17 protein-coding genes and 1 pseudogene are annotated in these 19586 nt (G+C 56.3%); 13 read left to right on the top strand and 5 right to left on the bottom strand.

The window, feature by feature from the left end:
• Nucleotides 1-50 precede the first annotated feature (50 nt).
• Nucleotides 51-1514: an L-asparagine permease gene (gene ansP, locus INT84_RS05935; RefSeq protein WP_194206008.1), complete on the bottom strand. Its 1464-nt coding sequence runs from the start codon at nucleotides 1512-1514 to the stop codon at nucleotides 51-53.
• Between the two features lie 427 nt (nucleotides 1515-1941).
• Here ansP and INT84_RS05930 point away from each other — a divergent pair, with 427 nt between their 5' ends.
• The 7 genes and pseudogenes from INT84_RS05930 (at nucleotide 1942) to INT84_RS05895 (ending at nucleotide 9454) form a co-directional block, all read left to right on the top strand.
• Nucleotides 1942-2943 (top strand): MsnO8 family LLM class oxidoreductase, encoded by a 1002-nt coding sequence (locus tag INT84_RS05930; RefSeq protein WP_194206007.1) that lies wholly within the window; start codon nucleotides 1942-1944, stop codon nucleotides 2941-2943.
• Entirely contained in the window at nucleotides 2940-4061 is a 1122-nt protein-coding gene (locus INT84_RS05925; RefSeq protein WP_194206006.1) for an amidohydrolase, read from the top strand. Before INT84_RS05930 ends, INT84_RS05925 begins: the two co-directional genes overlap by 4 nt.
• Before the next feature lie 29 nt (nucleotides 4062-4090).
• Nucleotides 4091-6351, top strand: a pseudogene (locus INT84_RS24155) (NtaA/DmoA family FMN-dependent monooxygenase).
• Nucleotides 6352-6361: 10 nt separating this feature from the next.
• Complete coding sequence (locus INT84_RS05910) at nucleotides 6362-6868, top strand: GNAT family N-acetyltransferase (protein WP_194206003.1); 507 nt, start codon at nucleotides 6362-6364, stop codon at nucleotides 6866-6868.
• A 9-nt stretch (nucleotides 6869-6877) separates the two neighbouring features.
• Nucleotides 6878-7804, top strand: coding sequence for an amino acid ABC transporter permease (locus INT84_RS05905; RefSeq protein ID WP_194206002.1), 927 nt, complete (start codon nucleotides 6878-6880; stop codon nucleotides 7802-7804).
• Nucleotides 7788-8561, top strand: coding sequence for an amino acid ABC transporter ATP-binding protein (locus INT84_RS05900; protein ID WP_194206001.1), 774 nt, complete (start codon nucleotides 7788-7790; stop codon nucleotides 8559-8561). Before INT84_RS05905 ends, INT84_RS05900 begins: the two co-directional genes overlap by 17 nt.
• On the top strand, nucleotides 8561-9454 hold the full coding sequence (locus tag INT84_RS05895) for a transporter substrate-binding domain-containing protein (protein WP_194206000.1): 894 nt from the start codon (nucleotides 8561-8563) through the stop codon (nucleotides 9452-9454). Before INT84_RS05900 ends, INT84_RS05895 begins: the two co-directional genes overlap by 1 nt.
• A 62-nt stretch (nucleotides 9455-9516) precedes the next feature.
• On the opposite strand, the gene INT84_RS05890 is transcribed toward INT84_RS05895, so the two are convergent.
• Nucleotides 9517-10833, bottom strand: a complete 1317-nt coding sequence (locus INT84_RS05890; RefSeq protein WP_194205999.1) for an MFS transporter — start codon at nucleotides 10831-10833, stop codon at nucleotides 9517-9519.
• A gap of 77 nt (nucleotides 10834-10910) precedes the next feature.
• Entirely contained in the window at nucleotides 10911-12107 is a 1197-nt protein-coding gene (locus INT84_RS05885; protein ID WP_194205998.1) for an L-talarate/galactarate dehydratase, read from the bottom strand.
• A gap of 315 nt (nucleotides 12108-12422) precedes the next feature.
• On the opposite strand from INT84_RS05885, the gene INT84_RS05880 reads away from it, so the two are divergent.
• From INT84_RS05880 to nhoA, 6 genes are all read left to right on the top strand, one after another.
• On the top strand, nucleotides 12423-13427 hold the full coding sequence (locus tag INT84_RS05880) for a LacI family DNA-binding transcriptional regulator (protein ID WP_194205997.1): 1005 nt from the start codon (nucleotides 12423-12425) through the stop codon (nucleotides 13425-13427).
• 60 nt (nucleotides 13428-13487) lie between these two features.
• Nucleotides 13488-13715 (top strand): tautomerase PptA, encoded by a 228-nt coding sequence (pptA, locus tag INT84_RS05875; RefSeq protein ID WP_194205996.1) that lies wholly within the window; start codon nucleotides 13488-13490, stop codon nucleotides 13713-13715.
• Between the two features lie 333 nt (nucleotides 13716-14048).
• Complete coding sequence (locus INT84_RS05870; RefSeq protein ID WP_194205995.1) at nucleotides 14049-14750, top strand: ABC transporter ATP-binding protein; 702 nt, start codon at nucleotides 14049-14051, stop codon at nucleotides 14748-14750.
• Nucleotides 14747-15715, top strand: a complete 969-nt coding sequence (locus tag INT84_RS05865; protein WP_194205994.1) for an ABC transporter substrate-binding protein — start codon at nucleotides 14747-14749, stop codon at nucleotides 15713-15715. Before INT84_RS05870 ends, INT84_RS05865 begins: the two co-directional genes overlap by 4 nt.
• Nucleotides 15716-15790: 75 nt before the next feature.
• Complete coding sequence (locus INT84_RS05860; RefSeq protein ID WP_194206125.1) at nucleotides 15791-17440, top strand: iron ABC transporter permease; 1650 nt, start codon at nucleotides 15791-15793, stop codon at nucleotides 17438-17440.
• A 42-nt stretch (nucleotides 17441-17482) separates the two neighbouring features.
• Nucleotides 17483-18328, top strand: a complete 846-nt coding sequence (gene nhoA / locus INT84_RS05855) for an N-hydroxyarylamine O-acetyltransferase (RefSeq protein WP_194205993.1) — start codon at nucleotides 17483-17485, stop codon at nucleotides 18326-18328.
• A gap of 56 nt (nucleotides 18329-18384) precedes the next feature.
• Here nhoA and nudI read toward each other — a convergent pair whose 3' ends face one another.
• Nucleotides 18385-18810: a nucleoside triphosphatase NudI gene (gene nudI, locus INT84_RS05850; RefSeq protein WP_194205992.1), complete on the bottom strand. Its 426-nt coding sequence runs from the start codon at nucleotides 18808-18810 to the stop codon at nucleotides 18385-18387.
• An 81-nt stretch (nucleotides 18811-18891) separates the two neighbouring features.
• Nucleotides 18892-19467 (bottom strand): TetR family transcriptional regulator, encoded by a 576-nt coding sequence (locus INT84_RS05845; RefSeq protein WP_194205991.1) that lies wholly within the window; start codon nucleotides 19465-19467, stop codon nucleotides 18892-18894.
• Nucleotides 19468-19586: the final 119 nt, after the last annotated feature.

Below are 19586 nucleotides of genomic sequence, written 5' to 3'. Positions count from 1 at the left end.
CCGCCACCCGGCAAAATGCGTTGCCAGGGCTGGCAACGCGGATATTCACATTATTTTGTTAGCGTTTCATTGCCCGGTGCAAGGCTGTGGATCGCCTGCACGCGTTTACGCACGCCAAACCATCCTGCGACCAGCAGCACGGCAATCAGCGGAATGGAACCGATGGTGTACGTGCCATTCGGGTAATCAAACGCCATCAGCACCAGCACGCTCAGCAGGAACAGCAGGGTGAGCCAGGAGGTGAACGGTGCGCCGGGCATTTTAAAGCCGACGTCAGGCGTTTTTCCTTCGTTAATTGCCTTGCGTAGGCGCATCTGGCAGACCACGATGAATCCCCACGACGCAATAATGCCCAGCGACGCGACGTTAAGCACAATCTCAAACACCTGCGATGGCACCAGATAGTTCAGGAACACCCCGATCACATAGATGAACAGCGTTGCCAGAATACCGGCGTAAGGCACATGCTGGCGGCTCATTTTCGACATAAACTTCGGCGCGGACCCGCCCATCGACATCGAACGCAAAATGCGCCCGGTGCTATACAGACCTGAATTAAGACTGGAAAGCGCCGCCGTCAGCACCACAACATTCATAATGCTGCCGATATACGGCACACCGAGCTTTGAGAAGAAGGTGACAAACGGGCTTTGCCCCGCCTGGTAGGCGTTCCACGGCAGCAGCAGCACCAGCAGTACCACCGAACCCACGTAGAACAGGCCGATACGCCAGATCACGCTGTTGATCGCTTTTGGCACCATCGTCTGCGGATCTTTACATTCACCCGCCGCCGTTCCTACCAGCTCAATAGAGGCAAAGGCGAAGACCACGCCCTGTACCAGCACCAGCGCGGGCAGAAGGCCGTGCGGGAAGAAGCCACCGTTATCGGTGATTAAGTGAAAGCCTGTTGCGCCGCCATCCAGCGGTTTGCCGCTGCCGAGAAACACGGTGCCGACGACAAGGAAGATCACAATGGCCAGCACTTTGATCAGCGCAAACCAGAACTCCATTTCGGCGAACCATTTCACGCCGATCATGTTCATGGTGCCGACAATGGCCAGCGCACCGAGGGCAAACACCCACTGTGGCACATCACCAAACGCGCCCCAGTAATGCATATACAGCGCCACGGCGGTGATATCGACGATACCGGTCATCGCCCAGTTGACGAAGTACATCCAGCCCGCCACGTAAGCCGCTTTTTCCCCGAGAAACTCGCGCGCATATGAAACGAAACTGCCGCTGGAGGGACGATGGAGCACCAGTTCGCCCAGTGCACGTAGAATAAAGAAAGAGAAGATGCCGCAAACCAGATAGACGATTGCCAACGAAGGCCCGGCCATTTGCAAACGGGCTCCAGCCCCTAAAAACAAACCGGTGCCGATAGCGCCGCCGATAGCGATCATCTGTACCTGACGGTTGCCCATCGCTTTGTGGTATCCCTCTTCATGCGAGTTCAACCACCGGCGTTTGGCAGCGCGCTGCTCCGCCGACGTGTGATGTGTTGTGTTCATGTATTTTCCTGTTTTTCCTGTCCAAATCCTGCAAGGATTGCCGATGCCTTTCCAGGCATGCCGTCCGGTCCTTCTCATTATTCTGATGTAGAGATAACACCGGAGGGGGCGAAGCATCCTACACTCATCTGAACGATGCCGTAAAGCCAGCCAGCCGTTGAAAAACGTAATGGTCTGCGAAGATGGGAAGAACGTGGAGGCAATCTTCCGCTGTATAGGTGAACCGCGTCAGCAACAACGCGTTTTCTGCATTATGACGCCGATTCAGTGAGAAAAAACGTTAACTTCCCGAAGATCAGCCTGCGCTCACCGGGAAGGCGCGGGGGGTATTTCTGTTTTTCAGTAGTACAAATGTAAATAAATTGTTTCTCATCAGCGGCGCGGGATTTTAATAATGCAGGTATGTCCTTGAACATGAGCCTGCAAAATGTCCTATCAATTGAGCATCCTGGATAAGAGTCCACTGGCGGAGGGAGAAAACGCCACTCAGGCGCTAACTCGCACTTTAACACTGGCGCAACATGCTGAAGCGTGGGGCTACCATCGTTTCTGGATAGCCGAGCATCATAATACTGGCCAACTGGCAAGCCCGTCGCCGGAGCTGGTTATCGCCTGGATTCTCGGGCAAACCCGCCACATTCGCGTCGGTTCCGGTGGCGTGATGCTGCAACACTACAGCCCGTATAAAGTGGCGGAAAACTTTAACCTGCTGGCGTCCATCGCGCCGGGGCGGGTGGATTTGGGCGTCGGTAAAGCGCCAGGCGGTCTGCCTAATTCTACCCGCGCGCTCCAGCAGGCGGTGGACCCGGCACAAAAAGGGCGTTTTGACGATCAGCTGGCGCAACTGGATAACTGGCTGTCGCTCACCGGAGCGGAAGATGAGGCAAGCGTACTGGCAACGCCAGTCCCGCCGCAGCGGCCGCAGGGTTTTCTGCTGGGTGCCAGCGTGCAGAGTGCGCGGCTGGCGGCATCGCTGGACTGGGATTTTGTTTTTGCCGCTCATCTTAACGGTGATATAGCGTTATTACGTGAAGTAATTACCGGCTGGCGCGCCCTGAGCCGCCGTCCGGTGATTGTCGCGGTGCAGGCGATTGTCGCTGACGATAGCGCCCGTGCGGCGAAACTGGCGGAGCAGGTGGAAGCCTGGGGCGTGGAGCTGGAAAACGGCCAGCGCGTGACCGTCAGCAGCGAGGCGCAGGCGCTCGCCTTTGCGCGTCAGGCCGGAAGCCCGCCGGTACACATCGCCCGTCGCGCTTCTTCGCTACTTCACGGGAGGGCGGAGCAGGTTGTCGATCGCCTTAATGCGCTGCACGCTGAGTTTGCGATTGATGAATTTATTATTGATACGCCCGTCGCCGAAGGCGATGCGCGCATTAACTCGCTGCGCCTGCTGGCGGAAGCACGAACCGCGGATGAGGTGCTGCCATGAGTTTTAGCCAGCAGTTAATTGACTGGCGGCGCGAACTCCACCAGCACCCTGAACTTTCTCTCGAAGAAGTGGCGACCACCGCCAGACTACGGGACTGGCTACAGAGCGGCGGTATCCGCCTGCTGCCATACGATCTCAAAACTGGCGTGGTGGCAGAGATTGGTCACGGGGAGAAAGCCATTGCGTTGAGGGCAGATATTGATGCGCTGCCGATTGATGAAGTGAGCAGCCTACCGTTCCGTTCGCAGAATACGGGCGTGATGCACGCCTGCGGCCATGACGTACACACCAGCGTGATGCTTGGCGCGGCGCTGCTGCTGAAAGAGAAAGAAGCCGAATTACCGGGCCGGGTGCGCGTTCTCTTTCAGCCCGCTGAGGAAAATTTTGGCGGCGCGAAGGCATTGATCCGCGCAGGCGTGCTGGACGGTATCTCGGCAATTTTCGGCATGCATAATGAACCTGGCCTGCCGGTGGGCCATTTCGCAACCCGCGGCGGGGCTTTCTATGCCAATGTTGATCGTTTCGTGATCCGCGTGACAGGTAAAGGCGCGCACGCCGCGCGACCGCACGAAGGTCGCGATGCGATCCTGCTTGCCAGCCAACTGGTGACTGCACTACAGAGCGTCGCTAGCCGTGAAGTCAATACGCTGGATTCCGTGGTGCTGAGCGTCACGCGCATTCAGGGCGGCAATACCTGGAATGTGCTGCCGGAGAGCGTAGAGCTGGAGGGCACGCTGCGTACTCACCGTATAGAGGTTCAGCAGCGCGTGAAGGCGCGAGTCAGCGAGATCGCCGCCGGGTTTGCCCAAGCATTCGGCGCGCAAATCGATGTGATTTGGTACGCCGGGCCGACGGCGCTGGTTAACGACGAGCGCTGGGCAACATTTACGCATGAGGTCGCAGAACGATCCGGCTATCACACCAGCTATGCAGATCTGCATATGGGCGGTGAAGATTTCGCCGTCTATCTCCAGCACATTCCCGGCGCGTTTGTCAGTATCGGCAGCGCCAGCGAATTCGGTCTGCATCATCCGGCATTTAACCCGGACGAAGCGCTGATCGCGCCCGCGGCACACTATTTTGCCGCGCTGGCGGAACAGGCATTACATCATATCTAACTTATTTCTAAGCAGGGGAAGGGGTAATTATGTCCGCTAAACGGCAACTACGTCTTGGCACTATTTTACACGGCGCGTCGGGAAATATGTCAGCCTGGCGTCATCCGGCGGCGCTAGCAGACTCCAGCATCAATTTTGAATTCGTAAAGCAGACGGCATTAAAAGCGGAAGAGGGGAAACTCGACTTTTTATTTGTCGCCGACGGTTTATATATTAATGAAAAATCGATCCCGCATTTTCTTAACCGTTTTGAGCCACTGACCGTGCTTTCCGCGCTGGCAAGCATCACCCGGCATCTGGGACTGGTGGGGACGATTTCCACCTCCTACAGCGAGCCTTTTACCACTGCCCGCCAGTTTGCCAGCCTCGATCATCTCAGCAACGGTCGCGCGGGCTGGAACGTAGTGACCTCGCCGCTGGAGGGATCGGCGAAAAATTTCTCCCGTGCTCAGCATCCGGAACACGCGCTGCGCTACCGCATTGCCGATGAATATCTCGACGTGGTGAAGGGATTATGGGATTCGTGGGAAGAGGACGCCTTTGTGCGCAATAAAAAGAGCGGGCAATTTTTTGACCCATCGAAGCTGCACACCCTTAACCATCACGGCGATTTTTTCCAGGTCGCCGGACCGTTGAATATTGGCCGTACTCCGCAGGGCCGACCGATTATCTTTCAGGCTGGGGCGTCGGAAGATGGCAAAAAGCTGGCGGCACGTCACGCGGACGCTATTTTCACCCATCATGAAACGCTGGAAGAAGCGCAGGCGTTTTACCAGGATGTAAAGCATCAACTGGAAGGGTATGACCGTCACCCGGACGCGCTGCATATTTTCCAGGGCGTGAGCGTTATTATCGGCGACGATGCCGACGATGTGGAGCAGCAGTATCAGACCACCGCCGCGCTGGTCACGATTAACGATGCGCTTAACTATCTTGGGCGCTATTTCGAACATCACGACTTCAGCCAGTATCCGCTGGACGCCCCCTTCCCGGACATCGGCGATCTCGGTCAGAACAGCTTTCGCAGCACGACCGATGAAATCAAACGCAACGCCCGCGAGCGTCAATTGACGCTGCGTCAGGTCGCGCTGGAAGCCGCCAGCCCGCGCCCGCGTTTCTCCGGCACCGCCCAGGAAGTGGCCGATGGGCTACAGCACTGGTTTGAGGCGCGCGGGGCGGACGGTTTTATTATTCAGGGTGGCACGCCCGATACCTTCCCACGCTTTGTTGATCGCGTGGTGCCGATTTTACAGACGCGCGGCCTGTTCCGTCAGGACTACCCCGGCAACACGCTGCGCGAGAGCTTTGGCCTGAGCCTGCCCGCCAATCAGTTCACACAATAATAAGAGACAGTGCTATGCAGAAAACATCGCTTGTTCTGGCGCTCGCGCTGGCGTCGAGTTCCGTTGCTCTGGCAAAGGAGGTGACCATAAATGGTACCGGCGTCAGTCTGGAAGCAAATAAAACGCCGGTTCACACCGTGAAAAACTCGCGGGCCATCGCCCTGTTGCCGAAAGATTATCATTTCGCCGTGCCGGGGAAATTCACCGTGGCGGTGGCCGCGCTTAACTCGCCGCCGCTGACGGTGTTTGCTGATGATAATAAAACGCTGCTCGGCAGCGAAGTAGATATTGCCCGTCTGGTCGCCGACAGCCTTGGCCTGGAACTGAACGTCGTGCCCACGTCGTGGGAAGACTGGCCGCTCGGCGTAACTTCAGGCAAATATGATGCCGCGATCAGCAATATTACCGTTACTAAAGAACGTAAGGAGAAGTTTGACTTTGCGACCTATCGCAAAGATTCGCTCGGCTTTTACGTCAAATCCACCAGTCCCATCAAGCGGATTGAGAAAGCGGAGGATATTCCCGAATTGCGGATTATCGTCGGCTCCGGCACCAATCAGGAATCGATTTTACTGGCATGGAACGAAGCCAATCTGAAGAAGGGACTGAAGCCTTTTACCCCGGTTTATACCAAAGACGACGCAGCGCAAACGCTGGCGATCCAGTCGGGCCGGGCGGATGCCTTCTTTGGCCCGAACGTGATTGGTGCATGGAAGGCGGAGTTAACCGGAAAAACCCGGCTGGTGGGCAGCGTGGACGGCGGCTGGCCGAAGGCGGCGCATATTGCGGTGACGCTGAAAAAAGGCAGCGGCCTGGTTGAACCGGTACAGACCGCGCTTAATGGCGCGATCCAGAGCGGGGATTACGACAAGGTCCTGAAACGTTGGGGGGAGAGCATTGAGCGCATCCCGCAATCGGAAATCAACCCAGCGGGTCTGGGCGACTAAGGAGCGAACGATGAGCGATCGATTCCGCGTCCTCTCACCGGAGGCACCTGAACTTCAGCCCATTATTGAAGGGCTATTTGCCGAATACGCCGCGCGCTATGGCAATTATTTTTCCCGCGATGCGGAAGTGGAACTGACCGAATGGTATCTGCCGCCGCAGGGGCTGTTTATCGTACTGGAACGTAATGGGGAGATCATCGCTACCGGCGCGTATAAACCTTTCGACGCCAGCACCGCCGAGATCAAACGCATCTGGACGCACAGCGCGTTGCGCCAGCAAGGGCTGGCGGCACGGGTGGTGCAGGAACTGGAGTGCCGGGCGCAGCTGGCGGGCTACAGCCATCTCTATCTGACCACCGGATTTCGCCAGCCGGAGGCGGTCAGACTTTATCTCCGCCAGGGTTACGCGCCGCAGTTCGATGTAAATCGCGATCCGCACGAGTACAGCCTGCCGCCTTATGACGGGCGGCTGCGCTTCACCAAAGTATTATCGGCCAGCCTGAGTAAAAGCGCCTGAGGAGTCAGTATGAAAAGCTCAGAAACAATTAAAGTGGTGCCTGCCCGCTATCCGCTACGTACGGTGGGCGCTGTCGTTGCCCTGTTTGTGCTGGCGGTAGTGATCCAATCTGTCGCCTTTAATCCGCGCTGGGAGTGGGCGGTTTTCGCCCGCTGGTTCTTTGACCCGGTGATCCTCGAAGGGCTGGGGCAAACGCTGCTGCTGACCCTGATTGGTACCGTATTAAGCGTACTATTTGGCGGCGTGCTGGCGCTGGCAAGGCTTTCTTCCTCCTGGCTGCTTAACAGCCTGGCATGGAGCTATATCTGGCTGTTCCGTTCGCTGCCGCTGATTGTGGTGCTGATTATTTTGTATAACTTTTCCTATCTGTACGACACCTTGTCCCTTGGCATCCCCTTCACCAGCATCAACTGGGGGCAGTATGAAACCATTAACGTGCTGGGCCAGTTTTCTACCGCCGTGGTGGGCCTGACGCTAGTGCAAAGCGCCTATACCGCAGAGATTATTCGCGGCGGTTTCCTCGGTGTCGATCATGGTCAATATGAAGCGGCGGCCGCGCTGGGTCTTCCGGCCTGGCGGCGCACGGTGCGTATTATTCTGCCGCAGGCGCTGCGCACGATCCTGCCTGCCGGTTTCAATGAAATCATCAGTCTCGCCAAGGGGACTGCGATGGTTTATGTGCTGGCGATGCCGGAGCTCTTCTATACCATCCAGATGATCTACAACCGCACGCAGGAAGTGATCCCGCTGCTGATGGTAGGGGCAGTGTGGTATCTGGCGATCACTAGCGTGCTGTCGCTGATCCAGCATCTGGTCGAGCGCTGGCTGGCGCGCAGCGAGCGGCGTTCAGCTATTAATCCCGCGCGCACGTCGCGCACCGTTTCCGCTACCCCCGTTGCACAATCACCGGAGCCTGCTCATGCCCATCTCTCCTGAAGGTCATATCTCCATTACTGGCGTCAGTAAATATTTTGGCCGGCATAAAGCGCTGGATGATGTCTCACTCGATATTCCGCCGGGGACGGTGACGGTGATCCTCGGACCGTCCGGGTCAGGAAAATCAACGCTATTACGCACCATTAATCATCTGGAACGCGTTGATGAAGGGTTTATCCAGATCGACGGCGACTATATCGGCTATCGCCTACAGGGCGACAAGCTATATGAACTAAAGGAAAAAGAGATCCTGCGTCAGCGGGTCAACGTCGGCTACGTCTTTCAGAACTTTAATTTATTTCCCCATCTGACGGTGCTGGAAAACTTGATTGAAGCGCCGGTGGCCCATCGGCGCTTGAGCCGCAGGGACGCCGTACAACGAGCTTATGAACTGCTGGATGTGGTGGGGTTGCGCGACAAGGCCGATGCGTGGTCGCGTCATCTGTCTGGCGGCCAACAGCAGCGGATTGCTATCGCCCGCGCGCTGGCGTTGCGTCCACGGGTAATGTTATTTGATGAGCCAACTTCAGCGCTGGATCCTGAACTGGTGGGCGAAGTGCTGGACGTTATCAAAAAGCTCGCCCGTTCCGGCACCACGCTGGTGGTCGTTACCCACGAAATAGGTTTCGCCCGCGAAGTGGCGGATCAGGTGGTGTTTATGGTTGATGGCAAAATCGTCGAGCAGGGCAGCAGCGAGCAGGTGCTTAACCAGCCGCAGCATCCGCGCACCCGTCAGTTTTTATCGAAGGTACTCTAATGAAATATATGCTTTTGGCGCTGTTAACGTTAAGCGCCTGTGTTTTTGCACAGGAAGCGCTGGATCTTCAGGCCAATGAGAAACCGCTGCCGGTGACGCGGGATGACAATGCTGTCGCTAAAATCCCGGCCAGCTATCACTTTGTGGAGCCGGGCACGCTGACGGTGGCTATCTCTGCGCTGAACTCGCCGCCGCTGGCGCTGCTTGCCAGCGACAACCGCACCCGTATTGGTAGCGATCCGGATATTGCCCGCCTGCTGGCGGGGGCGCTGGGCCTGAAGTTGAGGCTGGTGCCGGTGGCGTGGGAGGACTGGCCGCTGGGGATCGCTTCCGGGCGTTATGACGTGGCGCTGGTCAATATTGCCGTGACCGAGCAGCGCAAAGAGAAGTTTGATTTTGCGACCTACCGTGTCGACCGCCTGGCGTTTTCGGTAAAATCCACCAGCCCGATTAAAACCATCAGCAAAGCGGAAGATCTGGCAGGTAAGAAAGTCATTGTGGGCTCCGGCACCAATCAGGAGCGCATTCTGCTCGGCTGGAATGCGGAAAACGCTAAGGCCGGGCGTCAACCCGCTCAGCCCGTTTACCTTACCGATGACGCTTCGGGCAATCTGTATATTCAGTCCGGGCGTGCGGACGTGAATTTTGGTCCGCAGTCCGTGGCTTCCTATAAAGCGGCGCTAACCGGCAAAACTCGCGTCGTGGGGCTGGGACCGAAAAAAGCCTATGTAGCGACAACCACGAAAAAAGGCAACGGTCTGGTGAATGCGCTACAGGCAGCGCTGGACGGGGCGATTGCGCGCGGTGAGTATCAGCAGGTGTTGGCGCGTTGGGGGGAGCAGGGGGAAGAAGTAGCGGCTTCGGAGATTAACCCGCCGGGGATCACCTACTAAGGCAAAAAAAGCGCTGTTCCGGAGAGTTCAGTCCCGGAACAGCGTGGCGAAAGGTCGCCATATCAGGATCGGGCGGCCGATGGCGTTAAGGTAATACGATCCAACGGGCCAACAATAAACAGGTAAGAGATCAGGCCGATCAGTCCCATCGAACCCACGTACAAAATGGCGTAGTCAAAGGAGTGGGTGTTGGCGATGATCACGCCGATCACCAGCGGTGTGACGATACTTGCCATATTGCCGCACATGTTAAACACCCCACCGGCGATCCCCAGCACTTCTTTTGGCGACGTGTCGCTGAGCACGCACCAGCCCAGATTGCCGAAACCTTTGGCAAAGAACGCCAGGCTCATTGCGCCGATCACCACCACTTCCGAGGAGGTGTAGTTGGCGACGACGATGACGCAGGAGAGCAGCATGCCGCAAATCACCGGAAATTTGCGCGCGGTGGTCAGGCTGTAGCCGCGTTTGAGCAGCCAGTCGGAAAAGATACCGCCGAGCAAACCGCCAATAAATCCCGCTATTGCCGGGATACTGGCGACAAAGCCGACTTTCAGAATCGACATGCCTTTAGCTTCATACAGGTAGGTCGGGAACCAGGTAAGAAAAAACCAGGTAATCGACGTTACGCAGAACTGACCGATATATACTCCGATCATCATCCGGTTGACGCAGACGCTTTTAATTTGCGCGAGGGTAAGCTTTGGCTGGTCTTTTTTGGTGCCAAGAGTCGGCTCTCCGCCGCCGTCACGAATATAGTCCATTTCCTGCTGGTTAATTTTCGGATGGTGCAGTGGATCTCTGACTTTAATTAACCAGAATATCCCCAGCACGACGCCGATGGCACCAATATAATAAAAGACAAAATGCCAGCTCAGGTTATGCAGAATAATCGTCATCAGCGGGGTGATAATACCCAAAGAGATATACTGCGCTGCCTGATAAACCGAGGTGACAAAACCGCGCTCTTTATTAGGAAACCACTGAACGCTTAAACGACTGTTAGCTGGAAACGCTGGCGCTTCGATGGCTCCCATCATCAGACGCAGGATCACCAGCACCATCAGCGGACTGGCGAACAAAAAAATCGTCCCCTGAAACATGGTAATCAGTGACCAGGCAATCAGTGCCGTGCCATAGACCAGCCTTGAGCCATATTTATCCAGCAACCAGCCGCCGGGGATTTGCATAATAACGTAGGAGATACCAAATACCGAAAATGCGAGACCTAAATCCTCCGCATCAAAACCTAACTCTTTACTCATAATGGGCGCAACCACGGAAAGCGTGGCGCGGTCAGCATAATTAAATACGGTAGCCAAAAATAAAAATAACAATATTCCGTAACGCACTCTGGTGCGTTGAATAAGTGCCGTCATTACCAACTCCTTAACAGGGTTGAGTTTTATTTTGTAGGGTAGAGGAGCGGGAAGATTATTCCCGCCTGTCGTTAAAATTAAGGGCGTTTACCAAACTCACAGGTGAGCTGTGTCCAGCGGCGGGTCTGTTCGCTGATGCTGAAACCAAGACCGTGACGCTCAGAGATCCACATCCTTCCGTCGCGTAACTCCAGTTGCTCATTGAACAATGGGTTCAGCCATTCGAAATGCTCCAGCCACGGCTCCAGCGGGTAGGCGGCGGAGAGATGCAGGTGGACTTCCATGGCGAAGTGCGGAGCCAGCTTGCGGCCATGTTTGGCGGCGAGATCCATAATCTTCAGGAACGGCGAGATACCACCAACGCGCGGTGCATCCGGCTGAACGTAATCGCTGGCGTTGCCGAGGATTAACTGCTCATGCTCACGGAAGCTGGTCAGCATTTCCCCGGTGGCAATCGGCGTATCCAGGGCAGCAGCCAGCTGTGCGTGACCTTCAACATCGTAAGCGTCCAGCGGCTCTTCGATCCAGATCAGATTAAACTGCTCCATTTTACGGCCCATGCGGATTGCCGTTTCGCGATCCCACTGCTGGTTAGCATCCACCATCAACGGGAAATCATCTCCCAGCGCTTCGCGTACCGCCGTCAGGCGACGAATATCTTCGGCCGTGTTCGGCTGACCCACTTTAATTTTGATGCCGCCGATGCCATTCTCCTGGGAAATCACCACGTTTTTCAGCACCTGATCCAGCGGCGTGTGCAGGAAACCGCCGGAGGTGTTGTAGCACTGAACGGAGTCGCGGTGTGCACCAAGCAATTTTGCCAGCGGCAGTCCGGCGCGTTTGGCTTTCATATCCCACAGCGCAATATCGATAGGGGAGATGGCCTGCACCGCCATACCACTGCGGCCTACGGATGCGCCAGCCCACAGCAATTTAGTGTAGATTTTGTCGATGTCGTTGGGATCTTCGCCCAGCAGGTTATCGGCAATTTCTTTAGCGTGCGCATAAATCCCCTGGCCGCCCGCCCGTTTTGAATAGCTGAAGCCAACGCCTTCAAAGCCGTCGCGGCTGCGGATTTCGGCAATGATGATCGCCACTTCAGTCAGCGGTTTCTGGCGTCCGGTCAGCACTTTTGCGTCGCTAACTGGCGTCGCCAGCGGCAGGAATGCCAGCGACAGTTTTACCCATTCTATCCGGTCGCCGGTTTCAGCGGCGGTTTTGACCCCCGACACGCGGGTGTAGGAGACAGCATCGGAATTGGCACTTGCGGTCATTTTTTTCTCCTGATGAATTAAAATGTTTGCGCTAACATTTTTATCTCTGGCGGGAGAAGGTTGCCAGCGTTATGCTGCGTTTATGTACAACAGATCACAAATAACGGCGAAAATGGCGCTATTTTTATAACTACTATCACATTCCAGAAGTGTATGTGAAAATGCCCAACCTGTAATGATAGCGATAACATTTATCAGAGGCATAAAACAGGTAACAGGTTGATTTGTGGTTAAAATCGGGCGGCGTCTGGCAATGGGACGGAGCATCATGAATAATGCCGTGACGATAACAACGATCCTTAAAAGGGCTTTGTGGTGAAAAGTTCGAAACTGACGCGCGCGCCGACGCTCGATGATGTTGCCCGCACGGCGGGGTTATCCTCAATGACGGTCAGCCGAGCGCTGAATACGCCGCATCTGGTGCGCCCGAAAACGGTAGAAAAAGTCCTACAGGCGGTGCGGGTCACCGGCTATATTCCCAACGCGCTGGCGGGGGGGCTGGCCTCCCGGCGCAGCAGGCTGATTGCCGTGGTGGTGCCGCAAATCAACAACAATATGTTTGTCGATACCATTCAGACGCTGAGTGACGAACTGGCGTTGCGCGGTTATCACATGCTGCTGTGCGTGGCGGGTTATACGCAGCAAACGGAGTCCGAGCTGGTTTCCACACTGTTATCCCGCCGGCCAGATGGCGTGGTGCTGACCGGTATTCATCATTCGCCAGAACTGAAGAAAATCATTCTTAACGCTGCCATTCCGGTGGTGGAGATCTGGGATCTCACCCCGACGCCGCTGGATATGCTGGTGGGGTTTTCTCACGAGAAGATTGGTATCGCTACCGGGGAATATCTTTACCGCAAAGGCTATCGTCGGCCTGGATTATTGTGGGCCGGTGACCAGCGTGCCGCGCAGCGTAAACGCGGGCTGTGCGAGGTGCTGAGCCGCCACGGCATCAGCGAACCGGGACAAGTTGACGTCCCGCTGCCTGCGTCACTGGCGCTGGGACGCAGTGGGCTGACGGCGCTTCTGGCGCAGGATGACTATGACGTCATTGTCTGTAGCTCCGATACCCTGGCGCAGGGGGCGATTATGGAAGCGGAAAGCCGGGGCATGAGCGTGCCTGGCGATTTGGCGGTGATTGGCTTTGGCGATTTGGATTTTGCCGCCAGTAACCGGCCGGCGATCACCACGGTCAGTGTGGATCGCCGGGCGATTGGCTGTCGCGCCGCCACGCTGCTGGCCGACCGTATCGAAGGCGTTGGACAGGACGAGAGTATTGTGGATATCGGCTTTCATCTGATCGAGCGCGAGTCGGCGTAATGATAAATCGCAGCGGGTTTTTTATGCTAGCGTTAAGGTCCATTGCAAAAGGAGAAGACCATGCCACACATTGATATCAAATGCTTTCCCCGAGATTTGAACGACGAGCAGAAATCGGCGCTGGCCGCGGATATTACCGAAGTGATTATTCGTCATCTGCAAAGTAAGGAGCAGTCGATCTCGGTGGCACTTAATCAGGTTGAACCGGAAAAATGGCAGCAGGTCTGGGACAGTGAAATTGCCCCACACATGGACGAGTTGATTAAAAAACCGGGCTACAGTATGTGACCATAATGCCCGGTATGTGCATTAGCGCTTTACCTCAGATGCCCGGTGGCGCTGCGCTTACCGGGCCTACGGTTTCTCTATAACTCTCTGATATTGTGAGTTTTACAGGCCGGGTAAGGCGAAGCCGCCACCCGGCATTATCACCCTCCCGCCACCACTAAATCGCCATCAAACTGTCATCTCACCGTCACGCACTCCCCCTATAGTCATCGCCAGATAAAGTCCCAAAGAGGATAACAATATGATGGCTCCCCTGTGTTTCTCACAGGTGAGTGCGGCCCGGCGGGTGTTGACCGCAGGGATTATCACGCTGTCCGTAACGGGAGGGCGCTGATGCACGCATTCACCTCAATCTCTCTGCGAGGCGTTTCCTTCGCCTTCGGCACGCAAACCGTGCTCAATCAGATCGACCTGCATATTGACCCCGGCAGCATTGTGGCGCTACTCGGGCCTTCCGGCTGCGGCAAAAGCACGCTTTTACGTTTACTGGCCGGGCTGACCCAGCCCGCCGACGGCGAAATCTTCTTCGGCGAACGGCGGGTGGCTAAACGGGGATGGTCGTTACCTCCGGAAGCGCGGGATATCGGTATGGTGTTCCAGGACTACGCCCTGTGGCCGCATATGACGGTGGCGCAGAATGTCGCCTTTCCGCTGCGTATGCGCGGTGTTTCACGCGCAGAACGTGAACGTCGGGTTGAGCAGGCATTGCAACGGGTGGGGCTGGCGGCGTTTGCCGGGCGGAAACCTGCCGGACTGTCAGGCGGTCAACAGCAGCGGGTGGCGCTGGCACGCGCCATTGTCGCCGAACCGCGCGTGCTGCTGTTTGACGAACCGCTTTCCAACCTCGATAGCGAACTTCGTGAGTCGCTGTGCCTGGAAATGAGTCAGCTATTGCGCCAGTTGGGTACCACGGCAGTTTACGTCACCCATGACCGTCGTGAAGCAGAACTGCTGGCGGACCGCATTGTGCATCTTTCTGGCGGCAGTATTGCCGCCATTCGTTCAGTTACTTCATCCTCAGGGGAAGCCGTATGACATCCGTACTAGCCGTTAAGAAAGGAGTTGTGTTAGCCATTATGTTGTCATCTGCCATGATTTCCAGCGCTCATGCGCTGACGGTATATACCGCCGGACCAGGTACGCTGGCGAAAAATCTTGCCAGCGGTTACGAAAAGAAAACCGGCGTGAAGGTGAATATTTTTCAGGCCACCACCGGTAAAGTGATGGCCCGGCTGGAAGCGGAACAGGCCAACCCGCAGGCCGATATTCTGATTTCTGCCTCATGGGATACGGCGGAAGATCTGCATCAGCGCGGCTGGCTGCTGCCCTATCAGAGTGCTAATGCCGTTAACGTGCCGGCAAATCTTAAATCGGCTGATTTTATCGCCCAGGGCGTATCGGCGCTGGGCATCGTCTGGAATAGCAAGAGCGGTACACCGGAGCCGAAAGAGTGGCAGGATCTGACCGGTCCGGCATTTAAAGATAAGGTTACGACGCCGGATCCGGCGCTGTCGGGGGCCTCGCTGGATCTGCTGATCGGTCTGCAAAACGGCATGGGTGAAAAAGCCTGGAGCCTGTTTGACGCGCTGAAAAACAACGGCATGGTGGTCAGCGGGCCAAATGCGCAGGCGGTAACGCCGGTCATGCAGGGAGCCAAAGCGGCAGTCTTTGGCGCAGTGGATTATGTCTCTTATGGCAATATCAGTCAGGGTGAGTCGCTGAAGGTGATTTTTCCGGCCAGCGGAACGGTAATTGCGCCGCGCCCAATGATGATCCTTAAAACCAGCAAACAGGTGGATGAGGCCAAAGGTTTTATCGACTATGTACTGTCACCGGAAGGTCAGACGCTGGTGGCAGATGCCTGGCTGATGCCTGCCCGCAGCGATGTTAAAGCAAAACGTCCGCTCCTGGATGAACTGAAAATCCTGCCCACCACCAGTGACGGCAGCAGTGAACGTAGCCGCGTTCTCACCCGCTTCAATAAACTCTTCGCGCAATAACGCTATCGGCGGGGGCGACCCCGCCCGCAGGACAGACTGGTGAAACAAAAACTCATTCCGGCCTTTACGCTGGCGATGCTCGTGCTGCTGGTTGCCTTACCGCTGCTGTTTATTATTTTGCAGGCGATCTTTCCCCATTTCAGCAGCGGTGTGTGGCAGGATGCCTTTGCGGGCGTTTCCCCGCTGCTGGATGACCCACAACTGCCCGCCATGCTGGGCGGAACGCTGACGATTGCCGCCGGGGTGGCGATATTCAGCGCCTTGATTGGCCTGCCGTTGGGCGTCGCACGTGGGATGTTCAGGCTACCGCTGGCGAAACTGTGGGATGTTTTATTTTTAATCCCGTTTCTGACGCCGCCGTATATTGCCGCACTTTCGTGGATGCTGGTGCTGCAAACGCAGGGATATCTTCAGCAGTTTACCGGCATTAACCTCAACGATCTGCTGTTCAGCCGCAGCGGAATTATTCTGGTGATGACGCTGAATATTTTTCCGGTGGTTTATTTTGCCGTGTCGCGCAGTTTGCTGGCCAGCGGACAGCGTCTTGCGCTGGTGGGGCGGGTTCATGGCGCGACCGCGTGGCGGGCTTTCTGGCATATTACCTTGCCGATGGTGTCTCCGGCGCTGGCGGCAGGAATGCTGCTCGCCTTTACGCTGGCCATCGAAGAGTATGGGGTGCCCGCCGCACTCGGTTCACGGGCAGGCGTGGTGATGCTCACGGTCGGCATTGAGAAAAAACTGGCGGACTGGCCCATCGATCTTCCCGGCGCGTCCTTGCTGTCGCTGGTGTTAATTGCCGTGGCGCTGGGCGGCTGGTGGCTACAACGTCGGCTGGTGGGCGATAAAGACGTGACCAGTATTACCGGTAAGCCCGCGGAAAACAACGGTGCGCATCCGGGCGGGTTTATGATCCCCATTATCACCGCGATGAGTGTGGTTGGGTTACTGGCGGTAGGTTTGCCGGGTATGTCGATGGCGCTGACAGGGATGATGGCCACACTCTCCGGAGGCGTATCCTGGGATAACGTGACGTTGTCACACTATGCGGCATTATTCAGCCAGCAGGGCGATGCGCTTTCGGCTCTGGGCACCAGTCTGTCACTGGCATTTTGCGCGGCACTCGTCACCGGACTGGTGGGGCTGCTGGCCGCCTGGCTGGTGGTGGTGCAGAAGATCAAAGGACGTAGTCTGATTGATGCGCTTTCACTGATGCCCGCCGCGCTGCCGGGAATTGTGGTCGGCGTGGGGCTGATCCTGCTCTGGAACCGCGCTTTCTGGCCCGTTTCCCCCTACAACACCTGGGCGATTTTGCTGCTTTCTTATTGCTGCCTGCTGTTGCCGTGGCCGGTACGCTATGTTGGCAGCGCGCTGCGCCAGCTGGGTGGCAATCTGGAGCCAGCGGCCCGGGTGCACGGTGCGTCTTCGCTTCAGGCGCTGCGGTTGATTGTCCTGCCGCTGGTATTCCCGGCGATGCTGGCCGCCATGCTGATGGTGTTTGCTATCGCCTCGCGTGAGCTGGTGACGTCATTGCTGCTTGCGCCAGCGGGAACGCAGACGGTGGCGGTGTTTATCTGGCGGCAGTTCGAGCAGGGCTCTCCCGGTCAGGGAATGGCGATGGCGACGCTGACCCTGATCACCGGGCTGGGGTTGATGTCTGGCGCAATGGCATTGATGCAGCGCCGGGAGCGGCCTGCGATCGCACAAATTCGCCGCCGTAAAAAATAATTCAGGGTATAAAGGGGTAAACGTATTTTGCCGGAGCCTTTCATGACCCCGTTTTTGCACGCGTATTTATCCCGACTGGCGTGGGAAGAAGTCCCTGACGTTAACATTGAAACGCTGCGGGCAGTGCATTTGCAGCATAACTGTACCATTCCCTTTGAAAATCTTGATGTGCTTCTGCCAGGCGAGATCCTGCTCGATGAGCAATCGCTGGAAGATAAACTGGTCACCGCCCGGCGGGGTGGCTACTGTTTCGAACAAAACGGTCTGTTTGAGCGGGCGCTGGCGGAGATTGGCTTTCGCGTGCGCAGCCTGCTCGGACGGGTGGTGCTGGCTACTCCGCCGCAAATGCCGCCGCGCACCCACCGGCTACTGCTGGTGGAGCTGGAGGACGAATTATGGATTGCCGATGTCGGATTTGGCAGCCAGACCCTGACCGCGCCGATCCGCCTGCTGGCGGACATTGAGCAAAGCACGCCGCACGGTCGTTACCGGTTACAGCAGGAGGGGAGCGACTGGATTTTACAGTTCTGGCACCATGAGCGCTGGCAGTCGATGTATCGTTTCGATCTTACCGAGTGCTACCTTGCAGATTTTATGATGGGTAACTTCTGGTCCGCCCACTGGCCGCAATCGCATTTTCTGCATCATCTGCTGATGTGCCGTCATTTACCTGACGGCGGCAAGCTGACGCTGACCAATTTCCATTTTACCCACTGGCAGCACGATCGCGCCGTCGAGCAATTCACGCTGCCGGATGTCGCGGCCCTGTATGAAACTGTACAAACGCGTTTTGGGCTGGGGGTGAACGATCACCGCTACGGTTTTAGCCTCGATGCTCTGACGGCGGTGATGGCCGGGTTTGATACTCATCCGCAGGCCGGGAAGTAGCCTATTTCGCGGCCAACGCCAGCGTCACTCCCCGGCTGGGGAGTGACATCAGACGGCTATAGCAACCCTTTTTGCGCGAATGTGATTTTGGTTGCGTCGTTGAGGTCCATCTCTTTGATCACGTCAGGAGAGACCCAGGCGATCTCCTGAAATTCCTCGTTAAAGGTAATGGTCCGGTTGGCACTGAGGCAGTCAAAGATAAGATAAATCATGTAGATCTCTTCTCGGGTGCCATCCGCGTACTGTTTAATGCGGATATCATCCCGGAAAGCCCAGGGTTTGACCTCCACAATCTCCAGCGCATCGCCCAGCTCTTCCCGAATTTCTCGCCTGAGAGCGTCCTCTATGGTTTCTCCTGGCTCCATTCCTCCGCCAGGCAAGGCCCATTGACCAGGAAACACGCCGCGGTCGGCAGCCATTTTACACAGCAAATAGTGCCCGTCGTTTTGAATAACCGGGCAGGTAATTATTCTCTGGCGCATCTTATCTCCGTAATATTAACAGTCCATGCAAGAGGGGGGGGTATTCGTTGAGAATACGCTTCTGTGGAGCAGAAAGATTATCTATCCCAGCTCCAGAGTGATCATTTTTGCCAGATGGCGTTCAAAGGCCGTTTGATCGAGGCTTGCCATTCCCAGCACCGCGATGCCGTCCAGACCGCAGACCAGCGAAATCAGCCGCCAGGCAATATTTTCCGCGCTGTCTGCGAGGGTAAATTCACCCGCCTGGCAGCCCTTATGAATAATTTTTACCGTTTCATCGTGCCACATTTCCATCGTCAGGATGTAGGCACCTTTGATGTCGTCATCTTTGGCCGCGAGGATCTGCGCTTCTCGCCACAGGCGGATGTATTTTTCGAACCGTTCATCATTACTACCCAGCATCATGTGAAGCTGCTGATGCCAGGTAGCCTGCTCATGCAGGATATCCACATCAAGCAGCGCGCGAATGACGCGGATAAAGGCCAGCGATTTCAGTTCCGCGCCGGAGGTAAAATGATGGTGCACCTGGCCGGTTGCCACGCCTGCTTCGCTGGCAATACGCCGGACGGTCATGGCGGTAAAGCCGTCATCCAGCGCCACGCGCATCGCGGCCTGCAAAATATGCTCCCGGCGTTCTTCGCGATTAAGATAGCTCATTGCCTTCTTTTTCCTCACTAAATCCTCTGCATCAGAGAATATCAAAAAAGCTGGACAAGCGTTCAACTTTCCGTAGGATCGGCGAAGTTGGACATTTGTCCAGTTTTAAAATGTGAGGA

Origin of the sequence: Superficieibacter sp. 1612_C1, assembly GCF_015234305.1 — a bacterium.
Taxonomy (GTDB): Bacteria; Pseudomonadota; Gammaproteobacteria; order Enterobacterales; family Enterobacteriaceae; genus Superficieibacter.
Note: the sequence above shows the minus strand (reverse complement) of the source record. Positions and strands in the feature narration are given on the sequence as shown.